General features: G+C 66.0%; 13 protein-coding genes. 7 read left to right on the top strand and 6 right to left on the bottom strand.

Features of this window, described 5'->3' with window-relative positions; all coding sequences use genetic code 11:
* Positions 1-8: 8 nt before the first annotated feature.
* The 5 genes from tilS (at position 9) to JW958_07520 (ending at position 6840) form a co-directional block, all read left to right on the top strand.
* Positions 9-1430, top strand: a complete 1422-nt coding sequence (gene tilS, locus JW958_07540) for a tRNA lysidine(34) synthetase TilS (GenBank protein ID MBN1826102.1) — start codon at positions 9-11, stop codon at positions 1428-1430.
* A gap of 299 nt (positions 1431-1729) precedes the next feature.
* Positions 1730-3703 carry an ATP-dependent zinc metalloprotease FtsH gene (ftsH, locus tag JW958_07535; GenBank protein ID MBN1826101.1) on the top strand — a complete coding sequence of 658 codons (1974 nt, stop codon included), beginning with the start codon at positions 1730-1732 and terminating at the stop codon, positions 3701-3703.
* A 343-nt stretch (positions 3704-4046) separates the two neighbouring features.
* Positions 4047-4832, top strand: coding sequence for a dihydropteroate synthase (gene folP / locus JW958_07530; GenBank protein ID MBN1826100.1), 786 nt, complete (start codon positions 4047-4049; stop codon positions 4830-4832).
* Positions 4833-4836: 4 nt separating this feature from the next.
* Positions 4837-5616: a diadenylate cyclase CdaA gene (cdaA, locus tag JW958_07525; protein MBN1826099.1), complete on the top strand. Its 780-nt coding sequence runs from the start codon at positions 4837-4839 to the stop codon at positions 5614-5616.
* A 225-nt stretch (positions 5617-5841) separates the two neighbouring features.
* Positions 5842-6840, top strand: a complete 999-nt coding sequence (locus JW958_07520) for an SGNH/GDSL hydrolase family protein (protein ID MBN1826098.1) — start codon at positions 5842-5844, stop codon at positions 6838-6840.
* A 37-nt stretch (positions 6841-6877) separates the two neighbouring features.
* On the opposite strand, the gene JW958_07515 is transcribed toward JW958_07520, so the two are convergent.
* A complete protein-coding gene (locus tag JW958_07515; GenBank protein ID MBN1826097.1) occupies positions 6878-7681 on the bottom strand; it encodes an acyltransferase in 804 nt (267 codons plus the stop codon).
* Between the two features lie 234 nt (positions 7682-7915).
* Here JW958_07515 and JW958_07510 point away from each other — a divergent pair, with 234 nt between their 5' ends.
* Both JW958_07510 and JW958_07505 read left to right on the top strand, forming a co-directional pair.
* Positions 7916-8686 (top strand): hypothetical protein, encoded by a 771-nt coding sequence (locus JW958_07510; protein ID MBN1826096.1) that lies wholly within the window; start codon positions 7916-7918, stop codon positions 8684-8686.
* A gap of 506 nt (positions 8687-9192) precedes the next feature.
* Entirely contained in the window at positions 9193-9855 is a 663-nt protein-coding gene (locus JW958_07505; protein MBN1826095.1) for a hypothetical protein, read from the top strand.
* 70 nt (positions 9856-9925) lie between these two features.
* Here the strand turns inward: JW958_07505 and guaB are convergent, their stop codons facing one another.
* The 5 genes from guaB to dinB all read right to left on the bottom strand — a co-directional run bounded on the left by guaB (position 9926) and on the right by dinB (position 16706).
* Positions 9926-11398, bottom strand: coding sequence for an IMP dehydrogenase (gene guaB / locus JW958_07500; GenBank protein MBN1826094.1), 1473 nt, complete (start codon positions 11396-11398; stop codon positions 9926-9928).
* Complete coding sequence (locus JW958_07495; protein MBN1826093.1) at positions 11391-12197, bottom strand: ribonuclease H-like domain-containing protein; 807 nt, start codon at positions 12195-12197, stop codon at positions 11391-11393. Before JW958_07495 ends, guaB begins: the two co-directional genes overlap by 8 nt.
* 116 nt (positions 12198-12313) lie before the next feature.
* Positions 12314-14746 (bottom strand): DEAD/DEAH box helicase, encoded by a 2433-nt coding sequence (locus JW958_07490; GenBank protein MBN1826092.1) that lies wholly within the window; start codon positions 14744-14746, stop codon positions 12314-12316.
* Positions 14743-15546, bottom strand: a complete 804-nt coding sequence (locus tag JW958_07485) for a DUF72 domain-containing protein (GenBank protein ID MBN1826091.1) — start codon at positions 15544-15546, stop codon at positions 14743-14745. The genes JW958_07490 and JW958_07485 overlap by 4 nt, the downstream gene beginning before the upstream one ends.
* Positions 15543-16706, bottom strand: coding sequence for a DNA polymerase IV (dinB, locus tag JW958_07480; protein MBN1826090.1), 1164 nt, complete (start codon positions 16704-16706; stop codon positions 15543-15545). Before dinB ends, JW958_07485 begins: the two co-directional genes overlap by 4 nt.
* Positions 16707-17913 lie beyond the last annotated feature (1207 nt).

Raw genomic sequence — 17913 nt, 5'->3', positions numbered from 1 at the left:
TCCCCGCCGTGGACGCCATCGACCGCATGATTCGCACCGTCCGGGACCGGTCGCTCTTCCGGCGCGAAGACGCGCTTCTGCTCGCCCTCTCCGGCGGCCCCGATTCGACCTGCCTCCTCCACATGCTCGTTCGGATCCGGGACGCATGGGGGCTTCGGCTCTCCGCTTTTCACGTCAATCACGGGTTGCGCGACGATGAGTCGGACGAAGACGAGCGTTTCGTCCGCGACGACTGCGCCCGCCTCGGCGTCCCTTTCCGGAGCGCGCGCGTGCCGATCCGCGCCGCCGAAAAAGCGGCGGGGCTTTCCCTCCAAGAGAGGGCGCGCGGCTTGCGCGCCGCCGCGCTCATCGGCGCGATGAAGGAGGAGAAGGCGGACCGCATCGTCACGGGCCACAACAGGGACGACCGGGTGGAGACCGTGCTCTACCACCTCTTCCGGGGCTCCGGGCCGAGGGGACTCGCCGGGATTCCCCACCGCTCCGGGCCTTTCGTGAGACCGCTGCTCGATCTCCCCCGCGCCGCGATCGAGGAGTGGCTCGCCCGGGAGGGGATCCCCTCCCGCGTCGATCGAACCAACCTGCGGGCGGTGTACGATCGGAACAGGATCCGCCTGGAGCTGATTCCGGCGGCGGAGAGGCTTCTGGGACGTTCGGTGGCGGGACCGATCGCGTGGAGCGCCGAGATTCTGGCGGAAGTGGACGACTACCTGCGGCGCGAGGCGGAGCGTTGGATCGAACGCCGCGGCGTGGTTTCGCCCGAAGGCGCCGTTCAAGCTCCCGCCGGCCTTCTCGCGGAAGCGCACCCCGCCCTCGGCGCGGAGATCCTCCGTCGCCTCGCCGCCCTCGGCGCGGGAGGCGAGGGAACGCGGATCCGCCGGGGAACGACACGCCGTCTCCTCGCCCTCGCCGCCGCCGAGAGGGACGGATCCCTTCGCATCCCCGGCGGGCTCACGGCGCGCGTCGAAGGGGATCGTCTCTTCTTCGTGACGACCGCCGCGCCCTCCGCCCCCTACGAAATGGATGTTGAGATCGACCGTCCCGTTCCTCTTCCCGACGGCCGCACGCTTCTCTGCCGCATCGAGACGCTCCCCGAGGGAATGGGAGAGCGCGGCGAACCGGAGCCGGGGGAGAGCGCGGCCGCCCTCTCGGCGCGCCTCGACGCGGACCGCGCGGCGTTCCCTCTCCTCGTGCGGAATCGCCGCCCCGGCGACCGCTTCCGCCCCCTCGGCGCGCCCGGCGGGCGGAAGCTGCAGGACCTCTTCACGGACAGGAAAGTCCCCCGCCACGCCAGGGACGACGTCCCCCTCCTCGTCGACCGCGAGGGGATCCTCTGGGCGGCGGGCGTGGAGATCGCCGACCGAGCGCGGTTAACTCGATCGACGACAAAGATCTTGACGGTTGCAATTCTCCCCGTGCCGAACGATACTTAAGCCGGATCGGGAAACCTCTTTCCGTTTCGACCGCGGCCGGCGCGCCGCGAGCCGAATCGGGTCCCGGCCGGTGGCGCGGCCCTCCGCCCGCCTTCTTTGACACGTACACCTTCGACCCGGGAACGAGTCACGAAAAGATGATCCGACGATTGCTCGACATTCCGCCCACGGACCGAAAAGGTCCGGGACGCTCCTTTTTCCAAAGCGACGGGGATCCCCCCCGCGAAAACGGGCCGGACCACCGCCCCGGCAGGGGCGGCCGCGACCCGCGCAGGGAAACCCCCCGCATCAACCGGGGGATGCGCAGCCTCGCCCTCTGGGTGATCCTCCTCCTCCTCCTCCTCACGATGTACCGGATGTGGCAAAACGCCCGCTCCCCGGAGACGGAGATCAGCTACACCCGTTTCATCCACGAGGTGGAGGCGGGGAACATCGCCTCGGTGCTGATCGTGGAGAAGGAGGTGAAGGGCTCCTTCAACGAGCCGGCGCTGATCTCCCGCGGCGAGGGTCTACCGCAAAAAGAAACGCTCGATTTCAAGGTCTGGCTCCCGTCCGTGGATCCGGAGCTGCCGAAAACGATATGGGAGGACAATCCGAACGCGGCGATCCGCTCCCGCCCGATCGGGATGAACTGGATCTCCATGCTCCTCTCTTGGCTGCCGATTTTGCTCATCCTCGGCATTTGGATCTTCATCGTCCGCCAGATGCAGACCGGCGGGAACAAGGCATTCAGCTTCGGCAAGAGCCGGGCGCGGCTCCTCACGGCGGACCGCCCCAAGATCACGTTTAACGACGTGGCGGGCGCGGTGGAGGCGAAGGAGGAGCTGCGGGAGATCATCGATTTTCTGCGCCGGCCCGAGAAGTTCCAGAAGCTGGGCGGCAAGATCCCCAAGGGAGCGCTGCTTCTCGGCCAACCCGGGACGGGGAAGACGCTCCTCGCCAAGGCCGTGGCCGGCGAGGCGGAGGTTCCCTTCTTCTCCATGAGCGGCTCCGATTTCGTGGAGATGTTCGTCGGCGTCGGCGCCTCCCGCGTGCGGGACCTCTTCGAACAGGGGAAGCGGAGCGCGCCCTGCATCATCTTCATCGACGAGATCGACGCGGTGGGCCGGCACCGGGGCGCCGGCCTCGGCGGCGGCCACGACGAGCGGGAACAGACGCTGAACCAGCTCCTGGTCGAGATGGACGGCTTCGAGTCGAAGGAGGGGGTGATCCTGATCGCCGCCACCAACCGGCCCGACGTGCTCGACCCGGCGCTCCTCCGGCCGGGGCGCTTCGACCGGCAGATCGTGGTGGACATGCCGGACGTGGCGGGTCGCGAGGGGATCCTGAAAGTTCACACAAGAAAGATCCCTCTCGGTCCGGACGTCTCCCTCCCCGTGCTCGCCCGCGGCACGCCGGGCCTCTCGGGCGCGGACATCGCCAACCTGGTGAACGAGGCGGCGCTCCTCGCCGCGCGCCGCAACCGGGACAAGGTGAGAATGACCGACTTCGAGGAGTCGAAGGACAAGGTGATGATGGGGATGGAGCGGAAATCGCTCATCCTCAGCGACGAGGAGAAGAAGGGGACCGCCTATCACGAGGCGGGGCATGCGCTCCTCGCCTTCCTCCTGCCGAACGCCGACCCGCTCCACAAGGTTTCGATCATTCCGAGGGGACAGGCGCTGGGAGTCACCCACCTGCTGCCGATGGACGAGAAGCACAAGTGGAGCAAGGAGTACTGCCTGGACGTGGTGGCGCTCAGCATGGGCGGCCGGGCGGCGGAGATCCTGATTTTCAACGAGCTGACCACCGGCGCGCGGGACGACATCGAGAAGTCGACCACGTTGGCGCGCAAGATGGTCTGCGAGTGGGGTATGAGCGAGAAGCTCGGCCCGCTCACATTCGGGCAAAAGGAAGAGCAGATCTTCCTCGGCCGCGAAATCGCCCGCCACCGCGATTACTCGGAGAAAACCGCCGTCGCCATCGACGAGGAAATCCGGGGAATCGTGGACGCCCAGTTCGAGCGGGCGAAACGGCTCCTCGAGGAGAACCGGGAGATGCTGGTCCGAATCGCGGAGACGCTCCGGGAGAGGGAGGTGCTGGACGGCGAGGAGATCGCCCAGCTGGTTCGCGGCGAAGAACTCGATCCCCCGCCTCCCGCCGAATACGGCGGGCGTTCCACCACGCCGGAGAAGCCGCGAGACGAAGGCGCCCCGGCCGACGGAACCGCCGACGAAGAGGCGTCCGAACCGGGGGAGGCCGAGCCCGGGAATCACGCCGAACCGACCGCTTGATGGAGGACGGACCGTGATTCACCTCCGTCCGATCCGCGCCGCCGCGCCGGCCGACGTCGTGCCGCCCCCGGCCGGCTTTTCCTTCGGTCCGCGCTGGTGGAAGCTCTGGCGACTCGAACCGGAAGCGCGGCGCGTCCTCTTCCCCTACATGGAGGAGAGGGGGATGCGGCCCCGCGCCGTCGGCGATGACGCCCTCCTCTTTCTCTCCGATTCCGAATCGATCCTGATCCTCGCCGAACGGGAGCCCTTCCGCGGACGAATCGAGGAACTCCGCCGGGCGACCCGGCGACTCGACCATACGGCGCGCACGCGCTTCTCCCCCGAAGTGGGCGGCGCGGCGGTCATGGGGATCCTGAACGTCACCCCCGACTCCTTCAGCGACGGCGGCGAGTTCTTCGCCTTCGACCGGGCGGTGGAGCGGGGTGTGCGGCTCGCCGCGGAGGGGGCGGACCTGATCGACGTGGGGGGGGAATCGACGCGGCCCGGCGCCGAGGAGGTGTCGGTGGAGATGGAAACCCGGCGCGTCGTCCCGGTGATCCGGGAGCTGCGCGGCGCGGTGGAAAAGCCGATCTCGGTGGACACGCGGAAGGCGGCGGTGGCGCGCATGGCGGTGAGGGCCGGCGCGACGGTGCTGAACGACGTGACCGGCCTCGCCCACGATCCGAACCTCGCGCGGATCGCCGCCGAGGCGGGCGCGGATTTGGTGCTCAACCACATGCGGGGCACACCGGAAACGATGCAGACGGCGCCGCGATACGACGACGTGGTAACGGAAGTATATGACGATCTCGCCCGCAGCGCGGAGATTGCGATTGCATCCGGCGTGGCGGAGGATAAGATCGTGATCGATCCGGGCATCGGCTTCGGCAAGCGGCTGGAGGACAACCTGGCGCTCCTCCGGCACCTGGGCGAGTTCCGATCCCTGGGTTTCCCGGTCCTCGTCGGACCGTCGCGCAAGTCCTTCATCGGCCATCTTCTCGGTCTTCCGGTGGAGGAGCGGCTCGAGGCGACCCTCGGTGCCTGCGTGGCGGCGGCGCGGAACGGCGCCGATATTCTGCGGGTCCACGACGTGCGCGCCGTGATCCGCGCGGTCCGTACGGCGGAAGCGATCGAGCGTTCGGAGGAGTGATTCGGTGGGCGACCTCCAGTTCCGGATCTACGACGTAATCGACTTCGCCGTGGTCTGGTTCCTACTCTACCGCCTCCTGTTGGTGGTCAAGGGAACCCGCGCCTCCCAGATGTTCGTCGGCCTCGCCCTCATCTACCTGGTCTCCGCGGTGGCGGACGTCTTCCAGCTCACCGGCCTGAACCGGATTTTCTCGAGCCTGAAAACCGTTTGGCTCGTCGGTTTCGTGATCCTCTTCCAGCCCGAACTCAGGCGCGCCCTCTCCCAGGTCGGCCAGGGCAGGATCTTCCGGATCTTCCTGAAGATCGAGGCGATCGAGAGCATGGACGAGATCGCGAAGGCGGTGCAGGTGATGGCCCGCAAGCGGATCGGCGGGCTCATCGTGATCGTCCGTCAGGCGGCGCTCCGCAACATCATCGAAACGGGACACCGCGTCGACGGCAAGGTGACGGCGGAGATGATCGTCACCGTATTCACCAACTACTCGCCCCTCCATGATGGAGCGCTGGTGATTCAGAACGACCGGATCGCCGCCGCCGGCTGCATCCTCCCCCTCTCCCAGGACCGCACCCAGACCGCCAACACCGGCACGCGTCACCGCGCCGCCCTCGGCCTCGCCGAGGAGACCGACGCGATCGTGATCGTCGTCAGCGAGGAGACGGGCGCCATCTCCATCGCCAACCGCGGCGTGATCCGCCGCGTCGCCGACGACAGGGAGTTGGTGGAGCGGGTCACCCGCATCGTGCAGGCGGGAAAGAAGGGCGAAGTGGAGGAGGAGGAAAGCTAGGAAAGAGCCGTCTTCGATCCGTTTCCCGCCCCCCGCCTCGTTCGATCCGCCGCCGGAACGCACCTTCCCTTACGCGATCGCTCCCGCCGGGTGTTTTCCACGAGGAATATTCCATGCTATAATGATTGCGCGCGGCGGTATCCACGGCTTCTTACCTTCCTTCGCCGGTCCGGGAAAAGGACGCGCTTCGCCGCGCCCGGTAAACCGATCACACGGGAGCGACTCATGAAACACGCCTCCTCCCTTCTCCTCTGCGCGGGCTCGACGCTTCTCGTCCTCATCGGCGCCGAACTCGCCCTGCGCGCTCTCGATCTTCCCAAGGCCTATCGCATCCCCAGGCCGGACGACGAATACGCCCGCGCGCTGACGCATGAAAAGTCCTCCATCCCCGGCCTCGCCTACGAGCTGCGCCGCACCGGCGATCTCCCCGGTTCGACGAATCCCCTCGGAATCCGCGACACCGTGGACATCCTCGACAAACCGAGAGGAACGCGGCGGATCGTGTGCCTCGGCGATTCCTTCACTTACGGCCTGGGCGTCGGCGTGACGGAATGCTACGCCAAACGGCTGGAACACCACCTGGGGGGCGTCCCACGCGGCTGGCAGGTTCTGAACCTCGGGGTGGGCGGCTACTGCAGCCGGGACGAGGCGTGCGTCTTCCTGCACAAGATCCCCCTTTTCGATCCCGACCTGGTCATCGTCGGTTATGCGCTGAACGACCCGGACACGGAGAACACCGGCGGCCTGCACAATTTCTTCCGGCACCATCCGGCATCGCACCGGCTCCATCTTTTCCGCCTGGGAAAAGGGGCGCTGCGCCGAATCGGGAAGTGGCGGTGGGGCGGGTACATCCCCTACATGCACCGGGACGAACACTACTGGGGGAGCGTGCGCGAGGCTTTCCGCGTGATGGGGGACTGCGCGGCCCGGCGGGAACTCCCGGTCCTCCTCGTCATTTTCCCGGTGCCGCCCCGAGGAGATCGGGACTGTTGGCAATCCTACCCCTATGAGTGGGTTCACGAGCAGGTGCGGGACGAGGGGCTGAAAAACGCTTTCGACGTGATCGATCTTCTCCCGGTTTTCCGCGCCCACTCCGGCGATTCGCTCCGCTTGAGCGCCGCCGACGCCCACCCTTCGCCTTACGCGCACGATCTCGCGGGAGAGAGAATCGCCAGGACCGTCCTCGAGCGTTTCGACGGCGAACCCGGGCGCGTGAGAGAATAGGGGAAAGCGGCGGGGGTCGGGGGCCGGGCGGGCCGCGCTACTCCGTCAGTCCACCGAAAAGATCACGGCGCCGATCTTCCGTCCAGACGTTGTTTCCCGTGATGTCCTTGTTTTCCGCCAGAGACGGGTCGATCTCCGCGATCCCCACGTGCACGCCGTCCCGCGGAGCGCGCAGGATGATCGATCCGTCCGGGCCGGTGATCTGACTCATCCCGATGAAGTGAAGCTCGCGATCGCCGCGCCGGTCCGATCCGGTCCGGTTGCAGGTCACCGCGAAAACCCGGTTCTCCAGGCAGCGCGTCTTCATCGATTCGGGGCAATAGGGGAGCACCAGATTGGAGGGATGGCAGAGAATGTGGGCGCCCCGTAACGCGAGCAGCCGGGCCACCTCCGGGTAATACCAGTCGAAGCAGACCATGAGGCCCAGTTTCACGCCGCCCGCCTCCACCGGCTCGAACGGCGTGTCCCCGGGCTCGAAGAAGCTCTTTTCGTCCTTAAAGAGCTGCGCCTTCCTGTAAATGTGGCCGGTTCCGTCGGGACGGACGAGAGCCGCCGAGTTGAACGCCCGGTCACCGTCGCGCTCCGCGAAACCGCCCACCACCACCGCCCCCGTTTCCCGGGCGACGCGGGCGAAGCATTGCGCCGTCGGCCCGTCGGGGAAAGGCTCGGCGAAGCGAAGCGTCTCCTCCCGCGACGTGAACAGATAGCCCGTTCCGGCCAGCTCCGGGAGCACGAGAAGATCCGCCCCTTTCGCGTGCTCCCTCGCGATTCTTTCCAAAGCCTCCAGGTTCCTCGCCGTTTCACCGAACTCCGGCGCGAATTGGATGTATCCGACCTGCATTGTCGTTCCTCCCCCTCCGCCATCCTAACGCGCCCGGGCGCAGCTCGCAACGGAAGCCGTTGCAGATCGAGCCGTTGCGACGCGCCCTCCGGCGGCGATCCGCCAGGTGCGCCGCAATCCCCATATTTTTCATCAACTTACGGAACCGAAAGACGCGGTGTTCCCTGGCACGGTCCCTGCTTTTCTTTTGAGCAGAGTGCATCTCGGATGAGCAACCGGGGGAGGACGACTCGGATGAAGCTTCAGAAATATACGGACGGACTCGCGAAGAAAGGCGCCTATGAACCGTCCATCTCCTATTTGATGGACGCGTTTCTCCAGTCCCGTATCGCGACGAAAAACGAATCCAACAGGGATTATTTCGACGAAGACGTCAATGTCTACTTGGCCCTTCTCCTCAATTCCGTCGTCACCGATCGTTTTCATAAGACCGCGTCTCGCTACATCGCCCGCTACAACACCGATCTCACGGAGGTCCTCGATCGAGCGGAGAACCCCTTCATGCGGTACGAGATCTATCGCATGAACGGCGACAACCTGCTCCTCCGGACGGGCCTCTTTCGCCTACCCAAGGAGGGGGACCCGAGCGCCGAGCTGCTCGATCTGATCGAGAGGGGAAGCGCCTATTATCGCTTCGCCTGCTCCTTCACCGAACACATCCCGGAGCGATACCGCCCCCTTTCGGAGGTTCTCGCCAAGCTCGCCTACGATTTCGATAAATACCGCCGGATCCTCCAGCACATGAGGGGCGAGTTCCTCGGCCTGGTCGAGCCGATCACCAATCACGACATCTCGCTCCTCTATGCCGACATGGAAGTGCTCGACAAGAAGAAGAAGATCCAGGAAGCACAGGACACGCTCCTGGACGCCTACCTTACCTTCCAAAGGGCGGGGACGGCGGAAGCGCGCGCCGAGGTGGAGAGGAGTCTGGCGAATCTGCAGAAGCTCGATCCGGGATGCTGGCCCGATCTCGAGCTGGAAACCATCTCGGGCGCGAGCGCCTGACGTTCGGCGCGCACTCGATCGGAAAAAAGAAAAATCCCCACGCCGGTCGTGAGGCCCGTCCCAATTGACCCGACTTTTCCAGGTGGGTACCCTCCCGTCTGGCTCGAACCGGCCGCGAAGGCTGGCTCTACCCATGCGGAGTCGGGTTCCCCTTCGGGTACTGTTGGCTCAAATTGAGTACAGGCCTCTCATCCCCGGGTAGGGATTTCAAGATCCTCTCTTTCGTATTTGTTATTCTAGCACCCCCGGAAAGCGCTGTCAATACGTGCCGCGCGAAGGGGCGCGAATAAAGAGCTTCCGCCGTTTTTTCTTCGTGGTTCAATCGTTTTCCGCTCACATGAGCGGATCTTTCACCGGTACCGGAAACCTTTTCTCTCCCTCCCTCGCCACGGCCTCGGCGGGGAGGCCGCTCCGCCCTTGAAAAGAGAATCCGTCGCCGAACAGATACCTTCCCTTGCGCCGTCCGTGCCGTTCTCCAACCGCTCTCCCTATGCTAAAATCACGCCATGACGCGCCTTCTCGTTCTCCCCATCCTTTTCCTGCTCCTCGCCCCCCTCCCGGCCGCCGCCGGCACGGGATCACTTTTTTTCGGTGGGCTCTCCTTCTTCGATCCCGGCGACATGGACGACGCCGCGAAAGACCTGAACACGGGCGGCCTTTCCCCCGGCTTCGACGGCGACTTTCTCCTCGCCTTCCGGGCCGACGAACCGACGGCGATTCTCGCCGGTTTCGGCCTCTTCTGGTCGAGGCGGAGCGAAGACGACGACGGCATCTCCTTCACGGAGGATCCCGATCTCGCCCGCCTCGAAATGTTCGGCATCCCCTTCACCGTCGGCTTCATACACCGCCACGCGGCGCCGGACGAACGCGGCTTCGCCTGGGGCGCGCTTGCGCAGTGGACCTTCCTCAAGATGTCGGTGAGCACCCATCCGGCCGACACCGTGCGGGGCGGTTTCCGCATCGACCTCGACGGAACCGCAGAGCGGGACGCCGACGGCCCCGGCCTCTCCCTCTTCGGCGCCTACGAGATCCCCTATCCTCTCGGGCGTCTCGGCGCCGGCTTCCGCGTCCGATGGACCCGCTTTTCGGCGGATCCGATCTCCGGCCTCGCCGACCCGGACGCCCAGCTCACGGGCTGCTCCCTCTTCCTCTCCGTCTCGTTCCTCTGACACCGAAAGAAAACGGGCGGACGCTATCGGGCGCCCGCCCCGCGCGATTTCGGTTTTTCTCGGCCCGCGCTCAGCCGGACGCGGGCCGGCTGTAATTGGGCGCTTCCTGGGTGACCGTCATGTCGTGGGGATGGCTCTCCCTCACGCCGGCGCTCGTCACCCGTACGAAGCGCGCCCTCTTGTGGAACTCCTCGATGGTGCCGGCGCCGCAGTACCCCATGCTGGCGCGGAGACCGCCGATGAGTTGGAACACCGTATCCGCCAAGGGCCCGCGGTAAGGGACGCGCCCCTCCACCCCCTCCGGCACCAGCTTCGAATCCGACTCCACTCCCTCCTGGAAGTAGCGGTCCTTCGAGCCCTCCCGCATCGCCGCCAACGAGCCCATGCCGCGGTACACCTTGAAGTACCGCCCCTCGAAGAGAATCATCTCACCCGGGCTCTCCTTGGTGCCGGCGAAGAGGCTCCCCATCATCACCGATTCGGCGCCTGCGGCGATCGCCTTCGCCACGTCACCGGAGTATTTCACGCCGCCGTCGGCGATCACCGGCACGTCGTTCTTGACGGCCGCGGAGGCGCACTCCTCGATCGCGGTCAGCTGGGGGACGCCCACGCCCGCCACCACGCGGGTGGTGCAGCTCGCCCCCGGCCCGATCCCCACCTTCACCGCGTCCGCGCCCGCATGGATCAGCGCCTTGACCGCGTCGGCGGTGGCCACGTTCCCGGCGATCACCTGCACGCTCGGATAGAGCTTCTTGATCTCCTCCACCGCGCGGATCACGTTCCGGGAATGGCCGTGGGCGGTGTCCACCACGACCACGTCCACGTGAACGCCCACCAACGCCTCCATCCGCGCCTCCCGGTCCATACCGACGCCGACGGCGGCGCCCACCCGGAGCCGTCCCTGCTCGTCCTTACAGGCGAAGGGGTGCATCATCCGCTTCTTCATGTCCTTCACGGTGATGAGCCCCTTCAGGTAGCCCTCGGCGTCCACGACGGGAAGCTTCTCGATTTTATGCTTGTGAAGAATCGTCTTCGCTTCCTCGAGCGTGGTCCCTTCCGGCGCGGTGACCAGATTCTCGCTGGTCATCAGCTCCTCCACTCGGGCGGCGTAGTCCCGAACGAAGCGCAGATCCCGGTTGGTGAGGATGCCGACCAGCTTCCGGTTCCGCGTGATCGGGATACCGGAGATGTGGTACTCGCGCATCACCTCCAGCGCCTCCGAGACGGGACGATCCGGCTCGAGGGTGACCGGATTGGAGATCATGCCGCTCTCGGACCGTTTCACGCGGTCCACCATCGCCGCCTGCTCGCGCGGGGCGAGATTCTTGTGGATGACGCCGAGCCCTCCCTCGCGGGCGAGGGCGATGGCGAGGCGCGCCTCGGTCACCGTGTCCATGGCGGCTGAGAGGAGGGGCACGCCGAGACGGATCTCCCGCGTGAGCCGCGTGGAGACATCCACGTCCGCCGGTATCACGTCCGATTCCATCGGCACCAGCAGCACGTCGTCGAAGGTGAGAGCCTCACCGATCACCTTGTTATGCAACGCCCTTTCCTCCTCTTCCTTCGTCTTCCTCCCCGCCGGCGAGAAGGAAGAACAGGCGCGCCAGAGTGATCAGGTCGCGCGCGTTGTGTCGAAAGACGTTCATCAGGCGCGGCTCGAAACCGCTCCGCACGTATTCGTGATACAGATCCGGGATGTCGCCCCCCGGCACGTCGTCCCGGCGCTCCTCCCGGTGAAAAAGCCGCTCGAGCGTCTGCAAACGGAAATCGGGGAATCGCCCCTTCCATCGCCGGCGGGCGGCGTGGAGCAGGTCCAGATGGGGAAGATCGAGGCGGAAGGGGATCCCGTGGATCGCCGCGCGCGCGCGGAGGAAGGGGAGATCGTAGGACTTGCCGTTGAAGGAGACCAGGCAGTCGGCGGCGGCGATCTCCTCCAGGGTCGATTCCACCACCGAGCCCTCCTCGGAGTAGTCCCGCGCGAAACGCTGCCTCACGAGGCCCCCGTCCTCCCCCGTCCCCAGCGTCCCGGATAGAAAGAGGGGCGTGGAGCGAAAGCCGGTGGTTTCCAGATCGAAGAAAACCGGCCTTCTCGTTTCGATGGTCCGGCCGCCCTCCTCGAAAACGAACGCCTCGCCGGGCGGGGGGAACGGCGGCCCGCCCTCGGCGGCGATCCGCCGCGACGCCGGCTCCTCCACGAGAAGGTGCGCTCCCGCCCCGGACTCCACGATCCGGCCCTCGGGGACGCACGGCGGCGGCGCGCTCGAAACGGGCCGCGCCGCCGGAGAGGTCGCGCGCCCGCGCCGGGCCAGTTGGGAAAGCCGCTTCCGATAGGGATCCGCCATGAGTCCCGATCCCGTCCTTCTCGTCGATTGGATTGTCGCGCGCCGAGGGCCGCCGTCGCCCGGAGTCTAGGACGGGAGGAGCCGTCGTTCAAGAACGGCTTCTCCCGAGCGGCCGGTTACTTCGTCAACCTCTCCAGGATCTCGACGGCCGCCCCCTTGTCGGGGATCGGGAAGCCCTGCTTGAGATCGGGGTCGAAGTGGAGCGCGGGCGGGCGGGGATGGCCGACGCAGGAGGGGCAACCCTCGCGGCAGGGACAGCCGCGCACCAGCTCGAGCGCGTCGGCGAGGACCCGATCGATCAGATCGAAACCTTTTTCGGCGAGGCCGAGCCCCTTGGGGAAGCGGTCGTAGATGAAGATCGAGGGGCGGCCCAGGTTGGAGCTTTCCACCACGCCCCCCAGGTTGCTCGGATCGCACATCGCGTGGAGGGGGAGCACCGCCTGGAGGAGGTTTCGCACCCCCGCGAGCCCCTCGGTCAGGTTGTAGCCGAAGCGGCCGAGCGTTTCGGCGAGGGAGGCGTCCGGCGCGATGCCGAGGGCGATCGTCTCCAGCTCCTGGGGCGGGAGGTTCAGGTTTCCCCAGCCGAGGGAGTCCTGCCCGTAGAAACGGATCTTTTTGAATGCGGTGGTCATCCACGCGACGGTCGCCTCGGAAAGGAGCAGCTCCGCGCCGGGGAGGGCGTCCTTCTGCCGCGTCTCCCCCAGCCGAATGGTGGACTCCACGATCGCCTGGGTGTAGTAGTCCACGTCCCGCCTCTCCACGAAGGCGATCCTCTGTTCCGTGTCCAGCTCGCGCACGAAATAGGTGCGCCCCTCATGGAGGTATATCGCCTCCGGATAGAGAAGCTCCGGCGCGCTGATCGCGTCGACCGTGCCGATGCTGCGCGGCTCCTTTTCGTCCTCGACGTTTTCCAGAATGGTGTAGGTCGCGTCGGACATGTTGCGGAGGGAGATCTCCGCCGCAGGATATTCGGAGGTCGCCCAGTACCAGCGCTCCTTCACCGTCGTCACCCGACCGAACTCCTCGAGCAGCTCCATGATCGATCGGAGCGACCCGCCGAAATATCCCTCGTCCTCTTCGCCGACCGGGAGTTCGTGGGCGGCGCAGCGGAGGTGCCTCTCCAGTATGTAAGGGTTCTCCGGGTCCACGATTGCGTTCTCGTGCGACCGGCCGAAGAACCACTCCGGATTCCGCACCAGGTACTGATCGATCGGATCGTTGTGGGCGACCAGAAAGACGATCGAGTCGTCGCGGGCGCGGCCGCCGCGCCCCGCCTGCTGCCACGTGCTGGCGATGGTCCCCGGGAAGCCGACCAGAATCGACGCGCCGAGAGTCCCCACGTCGATCCCCAGCTCGAGCGCGTTGGTGCTCGACACGGCGAGAAGTTCCCCCTCGAAGAGGCGCCTCTCGATCTCGCGGCGCTCCTCCGGCAGGTAGCCGCCGCGGTAGACGGCGATCCGATCGGCGAGCTTTTTCTCGCGCCGCTCCAGCGCCTCGCGCGCGTATCGAAAGATCAGTTCCGCCGTGACGCGCGCCTTGCTGAAGACGATCGTCGGCACCCCTTCGCGGACGAGGGCGACCAACAGATCCTTCCCCTCCACGTTGGAGCTGCGCCTCTCCAGTTCGACGGTGTCCAGGAAGGGCGGGTTCCAGAGGACGAAGCGCTTGGGGCCGCGCGGCGAGCCGTCCCGGTCCACCACCGTGACCGGCGCGCCGATCAGCCTCTCCGCCAACTCCGCCGGGTTGGCGATGGTGGCGGAGCAGCAGAGGAACCGCGGGTCCGCGCCGTAGTGCCGCGCGATCCTCCGCAGGCGGCGGATCACGTTCCCCACGTTGGAGCCGAAGATCCCGCGGTAGGCGTGGATCTCGTCGAGCACCACGTATCGGAGCGCCGAGAAGAAACGGCTCCAGGAGCCGTGGTTGGGAAGGATGCCGGCGTGGAGCATGTCGGGATTGGAGAGGATCAGGTCCCCCTTGTCCCGTAGTTTGCGGCGGCCGTATTGGGTGGTGTCGCCGTCGTAGACGCCGGCGTGGAGACGCCCCTTCAGCTCCGGGTCCGCTTCGAGAAGGCGGGTGACGGTGCGGAGCTGATCCTGGGCGAGCGCCTTTGTCGGAAAGAGATAGAGCGCCGTCCCTCCCCCCTCGATCAGCGACTCGATCACCGGCACGTTGTAGCAGACCGTTTTGCCGCTCGCCGTGCCGGTCACCACCGTCACGTGCTCGCCCCGCCGGGACGCGGCGATCGCCTCTCCCTGATGCGAGTAGAGGCGCTCCACGCCGCGCGAGGCGAGGGCGCGCCTGAGCGGCGCGGCGACGGGGAAGTCCTCCTCCGCGAAGCGCGCCTCCCGCGCGGAGATCGTACGGACGTGGGCGATCCGGCCGCCGAGACGGCGGTCGTGGCGGAGCCTCTCGATGAGGTCGTCGAAGGGGGAATCGGCCGCGGCGCGGCGCTCGATTCCGCCGCCGGAGGATCCGGTCGCCGCCTCGGGACGCTCGAAACGGCCGCCGATGTTATTCGATGCCGCGGCGCGGCGCGCGTCGTCGATCACAGCCCCAAGCTCCCCTGCTCCTCGCCCGTGAGCGGCAGGCCGAGAAGCGCCTGCAACCTCTTCGCCCCGCGCACCGCCTGTCCGGCGTGGCAGTTGTTGAAGAACACGTAGGTCCTCTCCGTCTTCTTCTCCATCTCGCGGATCCGGTCGACCCACTCCTTCAGTTCCTCGTCGGTGTAGAGGTAATCGTAACGGTCCCCTCCCTCCCCCCACCAGTTCTCCTCGTTCCGGCCGTGGAAGCGGACGTATCCGACCGCGCCGATCGACTTCCCCTCCGGCGGGAGGAGATTGCGGAGGGGCGGTTCGTCCACGGCGCAGTAACCGATCCCCTCCTCCTCGAGGAGGCGGTCCGTCTCCGGCCCGGCCCAGCCCGCGTGGCGGAACTCCACGAAGAGAGGGACCTCCGGCGGGTGGAGGGCCCGGACGCGGCGCAGATAGTGGCGTCCCTCCGGACCGGCGCGGAAGGAGTAGGGGAACTGGGCGAGCACACCCGCCAGCTTCCCGGATTCGCGGATCGGCTCCACCGCGCGGAGGAGGCGGCGCGTCGTCTCTTCCGGCTTCTCTCTTTTATGGGTCACGTCGCCGTGCGCCTTCACGAAGATGGGATAGTCCTCGGGAGTGAGACGGTCCATCTTCTCGAAGAGGCGCGCCGAGGGGACGGCGTAGTAGGTGGAGTTCACCTCCACCGTGGGAAAGTGCCGCACATACCAGGCGAAACGGTCCTCCTTCTTGAGCGCGGGAGGATAGAAGACTCCCGCCCAGTCGTCGAAGGAGAACCCGGAGGTGCCGACGAGGATCACAGGAGCCTCGCTTTCCGGAGCATCCCCTCGCCGTATCGGTCCCGCACCGCGTCGAAGACGGGAAGGGTTCCCTGGTACGCCCTCCTCTCGCGGTCCAGGTCCAGTTCCGGCGCGCGCGCCGCGGCCGGGGCGAGCCCGCCGAGGCCGACACCGATCAGGCGGACCGGCTTCCCCTTCCTGTGGCGCTCCATCTCTTCCCGGGCGAGACGGAAGAGGGTCCTCTCGTCGTCGGTCGCCTCCGGCAAGGTCCTGCTCCGCAACACGGTCCGGAAATCGGGGAAGCGGAGCTTGATCCGGAAGACGTCCCCGGCGAGGCGTTCCCTTCTGAGCCGCCGGGCGAGCCTCTCCGAGAGCCAGAGGAGTGTGGTCTCCAGCTCTTCCTTCCCCGCGCGGTCGCGCGAGAAGGTGGTCTCGTGGCTCATCGACTTGGCGTCCGGCGAGTCCGCGAAGGGGACGAGAGGGGAAAGCTCCTCCCCCCGCGCGAGACGGCGGAGCGCATCGCCGTTCTTCCCGAACATCCTTTGTAGACGATCCCCGTCGGCGGCGGCCAAATCCCCCATCGTGCGGATCCCGACGGCGCGAAGCGCGCGGGCGGTCTTCTCCCCCACGCCGCCGAGGGTGGAGACGGGGAGAGGATCGAGAATGGCGCGCGCCCTCTCCGGAGGAATCAGCTCCACGCCGTCCGGCTTGGCGCGGCGCGAACCGATCTTGGCGATCGCCTTCGTCGGCCCGATCCCGATCGAGGCGGTGATCCTGAACCTCTCGCGTATCCGCGCGCGGATCTTCTCGGCGATGCGGACCGCCCCGGAGAACCCACCGGAAACGCCTGTGAGATCCATGTACGACTCGTCGATCGACGCCGGCTCCACGCGGTCGGTGAATGTGGTCAGGATGCGGATTACGCCGAGGGAGATCTGCGTGTACACGCTGGGGCGCGTCGGCAGAAAGACCGCCTCGGGGCAGAGGCGGAACGCGCGGGCGACCGGCATGCCGGAACGGACTCCTCGGGCGCGGGCGGGATAGGAGCAGGCCGCCACCACGCCTCGGCTATCCGGCGAACCTCCCACGACCACCGGCCTCCCGCGAAGCCTCGGATCGAGGGCGGTTTCGACGGAACAGAAGAAGGAATCCATGTCCACGTGCAGAATCACGCGGTCCATCGCCTCTCCCGTGGGATACAACACACCAAGGACACTACACATGTTACCCGACATATGTACACCGGTCAAGGGGGAATTATGAAAGGCGGAAGAGGGAATCTGCAACAGCCCGGATCCCGTATCTCACTCTATTATATTGTGTTGCGACATTCGTCGGGCAAATTCGCGTCGTATTCCTCGTTTTCCGTATCCCATCCAGCTCTCCCCTTCCTTCTCCATACCGCGCCACCCGGACGGAAGCCGTTTGCGATCCTCCTCAGCTCATCCTCCCTATCTCATGCCCGGCGGAAAGACTGTTTGTGTTGGTAGAGGTGTTCGATCGAAACCCGATATCCCATTCGCTCTAACTGTTTCCCGTCCCATCTCGTTGCGGTATCATATATTGGCGGTGTATCGATTCGGGATTATTTTCTAGCTGTTTGCGTGTCCAACGTGTTATCGAGAAGCCATAGTTATGGATCGCCACTCTATCCCATCAACGCCTAGCTTATCTTGGATCACCTGGCTGTGCTGCTTAGCACTGCTGTTTCTGGGGTGCAGCAGGCCGGAAGGCGTCCTGGAGCCGGGGGAATGCAAACTAATCATTGAGGGAGGCCACAACGAGGGCGAATACGCCATTCCTCTTTGGGCGGGGTTTGCGGAGTCCCCAGTCGAAGAGGGTTTTGGCCTAAAGGTCATGCATTCGCCGAGAGAGTTGCGCAGCATGTTGGCCAAGTTAGGATTCCGCGAGCCGGATAGAGGTTTGGACTACAAGAACTGCCTGGTTGGTGTGACCGTGAATACGGAGGCCAACGAGAATCAGAGTATCATGGGCGTCAGTTTCATCAATGGGGTCTACGAAATGACGTATTTTGTCGGGTCCTACCCAGCGCGGATCGGGCCTGATGGAGACCTTATCAGGGGGGAGAAGCGGACTCTCGTAGGAGTCATGGAGATCCCGCACGCGTTAGCAGGTGTTGATGGAGTGGCGCGGGTGTTGACGGAGTAACGCTAGATGGAGATAAAACGTAATACCAATCTCAGGAGCTGGCCGAACAGACGCTTTCAGCTGGCGAAGTCGCTTGTCACGCCCCTGGCTTGCGCCAGGTCCGCTCCAACCGACTTTTCAGGTTAAACCAATGATGGATCCGACGCTGCGCGTCGGATCCATCGGGCCGGCGGCTGTTCCCAGCCGCTTTCGGGCCGCGAAGCGCGGCCCATCAAGCGG

The organism is Candidatus Eisenbacteria bacterium, assembly GCA_016930695.1.
Classification (GTDB): domain Bacteria; phylum Orphanbacterota; class Orphanbacteria; order Orphanbacterales; family Orphanbacteraceae; genus JAFGGD01.
This window is presented reverse-complemented; position numbering and strand designations above follow the sequence as displayed.